Annotated in this window: 8 protein-coding genes; 2 read left to right on the forward strand and 6 right to left on the reverse strand. The window is 75.2% G+C overall.

Features of this window, described 5'->3' with window-relative positions; genetic code table 11:
* The 3 genes from ACYVI6_RS16815 to ACYVI6_RS16825 all read right to left on the reverse strand — a co-directional run.
* Positions 1 to 363 (reverse strand): hypothetical protein (locus ACYVI6_RS16815; RefSeq protein WP_460447465.1); only part of this gene is annotated, 363 nt, incomplete at its 3' end.
* A gap of 7 nt (positions 364 to 370) precedes the next feature.
* Positions 371 to 1,144, reverse strand: a complete 774-nt coding sequence (locus ACYVI6_RS16820; RefSeq protein ID WP_460447466.1) for an ABC transporter ATP-binding protein — start codon at positions 1,142 to 1,144, stop codon at positions 371 to 373.
* 1 nt (position 1,145) lies between these two features.
* A complete protein-coding gene (locus tag ACYVI6_RS16825; RefSeq protein WP_460447467.1) occupies positions 1,146 to 1,949 on the reverse strand; it encodes an ABC transporter permease in 804 nt (267 codons plus the stop codon).
* A gap of 157 nt (positions 1,950 to 2,106) precedes the next feature.
* Here ACYVI6_RS16825 and ACYVI6_RS16830 point away from each other — a divergent pair, with 157 nt between their 5' ends.
* Together ACYVI6_RS16830 and ACYVI6_RS16835 are read left to right on the forward strand one after the other, a co-directional pair.
* Entirely contained in the window at positions 2,107 to 2,844 is a 738-nt protein-coding gene (locus ACYVI6_RS16830) for a phosphocholine cytidylyltransferase family protein (RefSeq protein WP_460447468.1), read from the forward strand.
* Between the two features lie 67 nt (positions 2,845 to 2,911).
* Positions 2,912 to 4,612 (forward strand): stealth family protein, encoded by a 1,701-nt coding sequence (locus tag ACYVI6_RS16835; RefSeq protein WP_460447469.1) that lies wholly within the window; start codon positions 2,912 to 2,914, stop codon positions 4,610 to 4,612.
* Between the two features lies 1 nt (position 4,613).
* Here the strand turns inward: ACYVI6_RS16835 and ACYVI6_RS16840 are convergent, their stop codons facing one another.
* From ACYVI6_RS16840 to ACYVI6_RS16850, 3 genes are all read right to left on the reverse strand, one after another.
* On the reverse strand, positions 4,614 to 5,708 hold the full coding sequence (locus ACYVI6_RS16840) for a glycosyltransferase family 2 protein (protein WP_460447470.1): 1,095 nt from the start codon (positions 5,706 to 5,708) through the stop codon (positions 4,614 to 4,616).
* Between the two features lie 8 nt (positions 5,709 to 5,716).
* Positions 5,717 to 6,535, reverse strand: a complete 819-nt coding sequence (locus ACYVI6_RS16845) for an HAD family hydrolase (RefSeq protein ID WP_460447472.1) — start codon at positions 6,533 to 6,535, stop codon at positions 5,717 to 5,719.
* 122 nt (positions 6,536 to 6,657) lie between these two features.
* On the reverse strand, positions 6,658 to 9,134 hold a 2,477-nt coding region (locus ACYVI6_RS16850), incomplete at its 5' end, for a phosphoribosyltransferase domain-containing protein (protein WP_460447471.1).

Genomic DNA, 9,134 nt, shown 5'->3' on the forward strand with positions numbered 1-9,134 from the left:
GCGGGCGCGTGCAGGGAGCGGCACGCCGACGACCCGGTCGCGGCCGTCGCGCTGCACGAGGCCGGCGTGGTCGAGCGGGCGCGGGCCGGCCACCAGGTCACCGAGCAGCGTCGGGGAGCAGACGACGCCGCCGTCGACGAGCACCAGCCGGCCGACGTCCGTCGCGTCGGCTGGCACGGCGGCCACCTCGGCGAGGCGGCCCAGCAGGGCGGCCCGGGTGGGGGCGGTCAGCACGCCGGCCGACGTCCCGGCCTCGGCGACCGCCCGCTGCACGACCTCGTCGGCCAGGTCGGGCGCCGCACCGGGATCGGCCGGGTCGACCACCGCCGCCACGACGGCGCCGTCGCCCGGCCGCGGGCTCACCGGCGGGTCACTTCCGGCCCTGGTCGCGGTTGTAGGCGTCGATGGCGTCGGCGACCGTGCCGTCCTCGCGCACGGTGCCCTCTGACAGGTACACCCCGCGGGTGCAGAACCGCTTGAGGTCGCCCTCGCTGTGCGACACCAGGAACAGCGTGCGACCGCCGCTCACGAGCTCCTCCATGCGCTGGTAGCACTTCTCGCGGAAGCGCTTGTCGCCCACGGCGAGCACCTCGTCGACCAGCACCACCGGCTCGTCGAGCGTCGTGATCACCGAGAAGCCGAGCCGCACCTGCATGCCGCTGGAGAAGTGCCGGAACGGGGTGTCGAGGAAGTCGCCGATCTCGGCGAAGTCGACGATCTCGTCGAAGCGCTCCTCGATCTGCTGGTTCGACAGGCCGTGCAGCCCGGCGGTCAGCCAGATGTTGTCGCGGGCCGTGAGGTCGCCGACGAACCCGCCGGTCAGCTCGATGAGGGGCGCGACGCCGCCGCGCACCGCGACGGTGCCCTCGTCGGGCAGCAGCACGCCGGCGATGAGCCGCAGCAGCGTGCTCTTGCCCTGGCCGTTCGCGCCGACCAGACCCACCGCCTCGCCCTGCTGCACCGAGAGCGACACGTCGCGCAGCGCCCAGAACGAGCCCTTCGGGGTGCTGGTGCGGCGCTGGAAGAGCATCTCGCGCATCGACAGCCGCTGCCGCCGGTTGCGACCGAACCGGATGCCCAGGCCGACGGTCTCGATGACCGGGCCGACGACCGGCCGCGTGCCGGCACCGCTCGCAGCGCTCACGTCACAGCTCCTTCAGCACCGGGCTCTCGAGCCGCCGGAACACCCAGCTGCCGAGGAACAGGATCGCGACGCTGATGCCGGCCGACAGCGCCACGGTGCCCGCACCCGCCATCTGGTCGGGGTACACCGAGGCGCGGTAGAGGTCGAGGATGCCGGTCATCGGATTGAGGTCGAAGAGCCGCTGCAGGTTCGGCCGGCCGTCGAGGCTCTGGATCGAGTACAGGATCGGCGTCGCGTAGAACAGCATGCGCAGCACGATGCGGACGACGCGGGCCAGGTCGGTCACCAGCACGGTCACGGCCGAGAGCATCAGCCCGAGGCCCACCAGCAGCACCGACTGGATGAGCAGGCCCAGCGGGAAGAACAGCAGGTGCCGCCACGAGGGGGCCGTCTGGCTGGTCACCAGGAACAGCACGATCACCGGCAGCGACAGCACGTACTCGATGCCCTTGGAGCCGACGACCTTCAGCACCCAGATCTCGCGCGGCAGCCGGGTCGAGCGCACCAGCTTCTTCTCCGACACCAGCGCGCGGCAGCTGTCGTTCACCGCGCCGCTGAACCAGCCCCAGGCCAGCTGCCCGAACGCCAGGAACACGATGTACGGGCTCTCCGGGCTGTTCTGGCCGCGCTTGAAGATGACCGAGAACACGAAGAAGTAGATGAGGGTCATCAGCAGCGGGTCGAGCACCGTCCACACGTACCCGAGGGCCGAGCTGGCGTAGCGCACCTTCAGGTCGCGCCGCACCAGCAGCCACAGGATCTTGCGGGTCTCGACGACGGCGCGCAGCCGAGCGGCCAGGCCCATGCCCACGCTCCGTCCCGGTCGTCGTGTCGTCGCTCGCCGGCGCAGGGGCCCTGCACCGGGGCACACCCTAGGTCAGCCGGGTGACGGCGTCCGACCAGGCCCGCCGTCCGGCGTTCGGTAGCCTCGACCAGCCCGCCCGCCCACCCGAGGAGCCCCGATGCCAGCTGTCACCCCCGTGCAGGTCACGATCCTGGCGGCGGGCATGGGCACCCGGCTCGGGCGGCCGGCACCGAAGCCGCTCACCCCCCTCGACGACGGGCGCACGATCATCGCCCAGCAGCTCGACAACGTCCGCGAGGTGCTGGGCGAGGCCGCCCGCCTGGTCGTGGTCGTGGGCTTCAAGCACGAGCTGCTCATGGAGGCCGTGCCCGACGCGCTCTTCGCCTACAACGAGAGCTACGACCAGACCAACACCAGCAAGAGCCTGCTGAAGGCCCTGCGCGCCGGCATGCCCGGTCCGGTGCTGTGGATGAACGGCGACGTGGTGTTCGACGCCGAGGTGCTGCGCCGGCTGCTGCCGTTCCTCGAGAGCGACCGCTCGGCGATCGCGGTGAACACCGCCACGACCGCCGAGGAGGAGGTCAAGTACACCGTCGACGACGCCGGTCACGTGCTGGCGCTGTCGAAGCAGGTGCCCGTCGACGCCGCGCTCGGCGAGTCGGTGGGCATCAACCTGGTGTCGGCGTCCGACCGGCCGGCCCTGGTGCGCCGGCTCGAGGAGTGCGCCGAGCAGGACTACTTCGAGCGCGGCATCGAGCTGGCGATCGAGCACGACGGGCTGCAGGTGACGCCGGTCGACATCAGCGACCTCTACGCCGTGGAGGTGGACTTCGCCGAGGACCTCGAGCGGGCCATCGCCGCACGACGCGCGTCCGGGGCACCCGCGAACCCGTGACCGGGCCACGACGCTCGGTATGCTGACCCGGCACGACGGCACACTGGGGACGGCCGAGGAGCGAGCCATGGGCGGAGGCGTGATGCGCGCAGCGCGACGCCTGGCCGGCCGGGCGCCCGTGTCGCTGCTCGCCTCGGCCTCGACGCTGTGGCACGGCGAGACGGCGGCGCAGCGGCGGCTCGCCCGCTCGGTCACCGGGCTGCGGGGCCGCGGGCAGCGGCGCGACGTCGTCGAGGAGGCGACCGCGGCGCTCGGCCCGACCGGACCGGTGCTGGCCGTCACCACCACCACCTTCAGCGCGCAGCGTGCGCTCGCCGACTCGCTCGACCTGGTCGTGAGCGCCCTCGAGGCGGACGACGTCCCGTACGCCGTGCTCGAGGCGGGCACCGCGCGCCCACGGGTCGTCGTGGTGATGGGTGCCGCCGACGGCGAGCGCGCGCACGCCGCGCTGGCCCGCGAGCTGGCCGGCCGGGCGGTCTACGCCAGCCCCGTCGAGGGCGACCGGCTGGGCCGAGCCGTGCCCGTCGCCCAGGTGCAGCAGCGCCTCGGCGTGCCCGCCGTGCTGCGGGTCTTCCGGCCGCTGCGCGCGCAGGGCACCGACCCCGGCGACGGCACGCTGCTGGCCGGCCCCGAGCTGGGCTGCGACCTCGAGGTGTGGCCGGTGCAGACCGGCGCCGGCCCGCACCCGCCCGGCACCGGCACCGCACCGCGCCCGAACCGCTGGGCCGCCTACCTCACGCCCGAGCAGCAGCGACCGGTCGGCGCCGAGGTCGACGGCCGCCGCGTGCGCACCTACGAGGGGCTGCTGCGCCCGCACCTGCTCGACGTGCAGTTCCCGATCGACGTCGTCTACACCTGGGTCGACGGCGACGACGACGCCTGGGCGGCGCGCAAGGAGGCCGCCTGGGCCGCGGCCGACCACGCCGCCTACCACCCGCTCGCGGCCAACGCCTCGCGCTTCTCCTCGCACGACGAGCTGCGGTACTCGCTGCGCTCGCTGGAGATGCACGCCGACTGGGTGCGCCACGTGTACGTCGTCACCGACGGGCAGGTGCCGGGCTGGCTGCGCACCGACCACCCGAAGCTGCGGGTCGTCGACCACCGCGAGCTGTTCGGTGACGCCGGCCGGCTGCCCACCTTCAACTCGCACGCCATCGAGTCGCGGCTGCACCACATCGACGGCCTCGCCGAGCACTACCTCTACCTGAACGACGACTTCTTCTTCGGCCGGCCGGTGGCCCCCGAGCTGTTCTTCCACGGCAACGGGCTGGCCAAGTTCTTCCTCACGCCGTCGACGATCGACCTGGCGTCGGCGTCGCCGCTCGACCTGCCCGTGGTGAGCGCGGCGAAGGCCACCCGGTCGATCATGGAGAAGGCGTTCGACCGCACGGTCACCCAGAAGTTCCAGCACGTCGCCTACCCGCAGCGGCGCAGCGTGCTGCTCGACCTCGAGCGGCGCTTCGCGGACGTGCTGGCCCGCACCGCCGACGCGCAGTTCCGCAGCCCCGAGGACGCCTCGGTCGCGGCGTCGCTGTCGCACTACTACGGCTACGCCACCGGCCGCGCCGTGCCGGGCCACATGTCGTACCGCTACTGCGACATCGCCGAGCGCCGAGCTCCGCTGAAGCTGCAGCGCCTGCTGCGGCACCGCGACGCGGACATGTTCTGCCTCAACGAGATCGACGCCGCCGAGCACGGCCGGGCGCACGCCCTCGCCCACGACTTCCTCGAGCGGTACTTCCCGCTCGCCAGCTCGTTCGAGGCCTGACTCAGGCGTCCTCGTCGGCGGCCTCGGCGGCCTCGCGCAGCTGCCGCGGCACGATCGACGCCGGGCTGGTGACGAAGCCCCACCCCCACGACAGGTGCATGGTCGGCAGCACCAGCGGCAGCCGCGCCACCACCGCCGGCGGCTGTCCCCGCCCGGCCAGCACCGTGCCGAGCGCGACCACGCCCGCGTACCCGGCCGGCAGCACGAAGCCGAGGCACAGCACGGGTGTCGCGGTGGCCAGCCCGGCCACGCCCGCGGCGGTGCCGACCACGACGCCGGCGAGCGTCACCGGCGGCGCGAGGTAGCGCAGCGAGATGGTGCCCGGGTGGGTGCGCGACACCACCCGGCGCCAGCGGCCGTAGTCGTGGTACTGCCGGGCCAGCGCCCGCAGCGTGCTGCGCGGGCGGTACGACACCCGCAGCGCGGGCGAGAACCAGACCAGCCCGCCGAGCTCGCGGATGCGGTGGTTCATCTCCCAGTCCTGCGCCCGCACGAACTGCGGGTCGTACCCGCCGACCCGCCGCAGCCAGGCTCGCCGGAACACCCCGAGGTACACGGTGGGCGCCGCGCCCTCGGTGCCGCCGACGTGGAACGCCGCCCCGCCGACGCCCAGCTTCGACGTCATCGCAGCGGCGACCGCGCGCTCCCAGTCGGTGCCGCCCTCGGCGTCCATGATCCCGCCGACGTTGGCGGCCCCGGTGCGCCGCAGCAGGCCGACCGCCGTCTGCACGTAGTCGGGGTCGAGCACGCTGTGGCCGTCGACCCGCACCACCACCGGCTCGTCGGTGGCCGCGATCGCGGCGTTCAGCGCCTCGGGGGTGCGGCCGCTCGGGTTGGCCACGAGCAGCACCCGGGAGTCGGCGTCGGCCAGCCGGCGCGCCACCTCGTCGGTGCCGTCGGTGCTCGGGCCCAGCGCCAGCGCCACCCGCACCGGGCCGGGGTACCGCTGCTCGAGCACCGCCCGCACCGCCTCCTCGAGGTGCTGCTCCTCGTTCAGCACCGGCATCACCACCGCCACGGGCACGTCGAGCGGCAGCTCGACGTCGACGTCGTCGGTGGCGGCGGGACCGGTGGGAGGCGTGGGGTGCGCGGGCATCGCCGCGATCATCCCAGGCCGACCGCCGCCGTCCACGCACCCGGCGCCACCGGCCCGTCGCCGGTCGCCCGCCGCACCCGGTCGAGCAGCCAGTCGACGACCTGCTCGCCACCGCGCGCACCGGCGGCCGCGGTCACGGTGACGTGCGGGCGCACCCACCCGGTCTGGTGCAGCTCGCCGTGCGCCGGGCGCACCGCGGCGTCGGCGTGCTCGAGCAGCTCGGCGTCGAGCAGCGAGTCGCCGGCCGAGAGCACCAGCGGCACGTCGCGGCGCCGAGCGACCTCGGCGACCGCGGCGTGCTTGGTGAGGGCCCGCGGCACCAGGTAGAGCTTGCGGCCCTGCAGCGAGGTCACCCAGCCGCGCCCCGCCGCCCAGCCGGTGAGGTCGTCGACCAGGCCGTGCGGCAGCGCCGGCCGGTCGACCACCGCGTAGGCGAAGAGGTCCTGCGCCGACCGCAGCGACGACGTCCACGCCGGGTCGAGCACGCCCTCCAGGTGCCGCTGCACCTCGGCCAGCGACGCCCCGCCGGCGCGCAGGGCACGCTCGACGGCGCGGTCCCAGTCGCCGTCGCGCTCGCTGTCGACCAGCAGCACCCCGCCGTTGGCCGCGACCGCCCAACCGCTCGTCGCCCCCGGCAGCAGCACCCGCGCGAGCTGCTCGACCGTGCGCGTCGTCGTCGGCAGCACGAGCGCGCTCGCCGCGAGCGCCCGCAGGCCGTCCGCGGCGCGCGTCGTCACGTACGACAGCGGTTCACCGAGGTAGTGCTCGACGCAGTGCAGCTCCTCGTCGCCGGGCACGGTCGGCGGGTCGACGCCCGCGCCCCGCATCGCCGCCCGGGAGTAGATCAGCGTGCGGTCGAGGTCGGTCGCCACCAGCACCGGCCCGCTCCCCCGCCGCGCCACCCGCTCCGCTCGCCCCGCGGTGCCGTCGCGCACGTCGTTCACGTCGCTCACGTCGCCGCCAGCCCGTCGGCACCGGTGGCGCCCCGGGTGAACCGCGGGTGGATCAGCCCCACGCAGCTGTATGCCAGCCCGGGCACCTCGCGCACCTCGACCCCGCGCTGCGCCGCGAGCAGCCGCACGTGCCCCAGCTCCGCCGCCGCGTCGGGGTGGGCGAGCACCAGCCACGGCACCCGGCGCAGCAGCACGCGGGTGGTCTCGCCGACGCCCGGCTTCACCAGGTTGACGTCGCCGATGCCGTACTCCTCGCTGATCCCCTCGACGGCCGCCCACCCCGCCCACGTCGGCGGTGCCGGCGGCTGCGCCGTCCGCTCGCACACCGTCTGCGCCACGGCCTCGCGCACGTCGTCGAAGCGGGCCGAGACGGCGTCGAGGAACGCGTTCGAGACGTCGGAGCCGGCCAGCTCCGAGTAGAACTTCGCGCCGTGGAAGTCGTCCGGCCCGATCAGGTCGTTCAGCACGGTGCGGCTCACCAGCCCCGAGACCGTGCTGTTCAGGCAGGCCGAGGCGATGAGGTAGTCGGCGCGGGTGCCGTAGAGGCGCACGCACGAGCCGGGGTCGGCCAGCACGGCGAGCTCGGCGTCGAACCCCTCGCCGTCGTGCAGGCCGAGCGTCGTGTTCGCCGACGCCACGGCCGCGGCGAGCTCGCGCGCGATGGCGCCCTTGCCGGTCCACCCGTCGACGTACACCACGTCGCGCGGGCGGAACCGGGCGGCGAGCCAGCGCAGCGCGACGGTGTCGATGCCGCGCCCGCGCACGATCGAGACGGCCAGGTGCGGCAGGTCGAGGCCGTGCGCCTGCTGGGCCCAGCGCCGCATCAGCACCCCGACGGGCGTTCCCGCGCGGGCCAGCGACACCAGCACCGCGTCCGGTCCGCGCTCCTGCAGCACCAGCTCGGTCACCACCCCCACGGCCTGCGCCAGCCGGCCCGCCGACTCGGCGAGCACCTCGTGGAACAGCTGCTGGTACTGCTCGGTCGGCTGGTACTCGACCGGCAGCGACTCGGCGTAGTGCGCGCCGCCCGCCTGGATCGCCTCCTCGCGCTCCTCGACCGGCGCCTCGAGGTCGACGCCCGACAGGTCGCGCAGCAGCCAACCCACCTCCTCGGCCGCGAACGAGCCGAACGCCGGGCCGCGCAGCGGTTCGGGCAGCGCCCCGCCCGCGCCGGACGCCGCACCCGGCTCGGCACTCGGCCCGGCGGTCGGCCCGGCGGTCGGCCCGGCGGTCGGCAGGGTGATCAGGTGCACCGCCGCGGCGTGCTCGCCCAGCTGGTCGAGCAGGCCGCCAGGAGCGTGCAGCGCGGGGGTGTCGGCGGGCTGGTCCGTGACGACGACGGCGGCCGCCCAGCCGCCGTCGGCCAGGCGCACGTTGTAGGCGAACCGCTCGGGCGCCACGGGGTCGGGTTCCGGCGACGGGAAGCGCAGCACCGACCGCACGGCGTACCCGGGCTCGTCGAGGGCGAGCACCGGCGAGCGGGTGGTCGTCGACGAGCGCACCCGCACCTGCGGCAGCGCCTGCTGCAGCGCCTCGGCGACCAGCAGCGGGGCGTGCATCAGCTCCTCGGTACCGAGCACCAGCACCTCCAGGACCCCCGCCGACCCCGTCGATCCCGCCGACCCCGTCGATCCAGCCGACCCCGCACCTGCCGCGAACCCGGACGCGGGCTCGACGGCGGGCTCGAAGAGCGGCGCGAGCAGCGTGCCGAGCCGCTCGCCGACGGCCCGGGCGGCCGCCTGCAGACCGGCCGCTCCGGCGGCGTCGAGCCCGTGCCGGCCGGACTCCGGTTGCCCGTCCGGCCAGCCGCACGCCCCGTGCAGGTGCACCCGCCCGGAGACATCACCGCTCGGCCGTCCCGGCCCCCCGCCCGCGGCACCGCCAGCCGTACCCGCACCGCGCGGCGAGCCGGCGGCCTCCACCTGCGCGACCAGGTCGGCGGCGCGGGCGAGCAGCCCGTCGCCGCCGGGAAGGGTCACGGTGCCGCGGGCGAGCGACACCACGTCGACGGGCACACCCAGCTCGGCGGCCAGGTCGTCGAGCAGCGCCGTGTCGTTCGGCGCGCGCACGTCGACCAGCGCGGCGACGACGTAGCGAGGGCGGGGCGCCACGGCGTGCAGCGCGGTGAGCGTGTTGCGCACCGTGCGGCCGGTCGACAGCTCGTCGTCGACGAGCACCAGCGGGCCCGACCCGTGCAGCAGCGCCGGGTCGGCGGGCAGCAGCAGGTGCGAGGTGGCGTGGCTGTGCTCCTCCTCGAAGCCCGGCCCGGAGGCCGCGCCCGGCACGGCCCGGCGGGTCGAGTGCAGCACCGTCGCCCCCAGCGCGGTCGCCACCGCGTGCCCGAGTCCCGTCGCCGTCTCGGCGTACCCGAGCACCAGCGTGCCGGCCGCTGCCGGCCCGCGGGCCGCAGAACGCGCCCGGCACGCCGCCACCACGGCGCTGGTGCTCGGGTACGCCGAGACGGCGACGGGAC

This window comes from Angustibacter aerolatus (genome assembly GCF_054776675.1).

Bases quoted from the DNA above. Each gene is read 5' to 3' on its own strand.
- ACYVI6_RS16825 (WP_460447467.1), bottom strand. From the start codon at position 1,949: ATGGGCCTGGCCGCTCGGCTGCGCGCCGTCGTCGAGACCCGCAAGATC.
- ACYVI6_RS16840 (WP_460447470.1), bottom strand. From the start codon at position 5,708: ATGCCCGCGCACCCCACGCCTCCCACCGGTCCCGCCGCCACCGACGAC.
- ACYVI6_RS16835 (WP_460447469.1), top strand. From the start codon at position 2,912: ATGGGCGGAGGCGTGATGCGCGCAGCGCGACGCCTGGCCGGCCGGGCG.
- ACYVI6_RS16830 (WP_460447468.1), top strand. From the start codon at position 2,107: ATGCCAGCTGTCACCCCCGTGCAGGTCACGATCCTGGCGGCGGGCATG.
- ACYVI6_RS16845 (WP_460447472.1), bottom strand. From the start codon at position 6,535: ATGCGGGGCGCGGGCGTCGACCCGCCGACCGTGCCCGGCGACGAGGAG.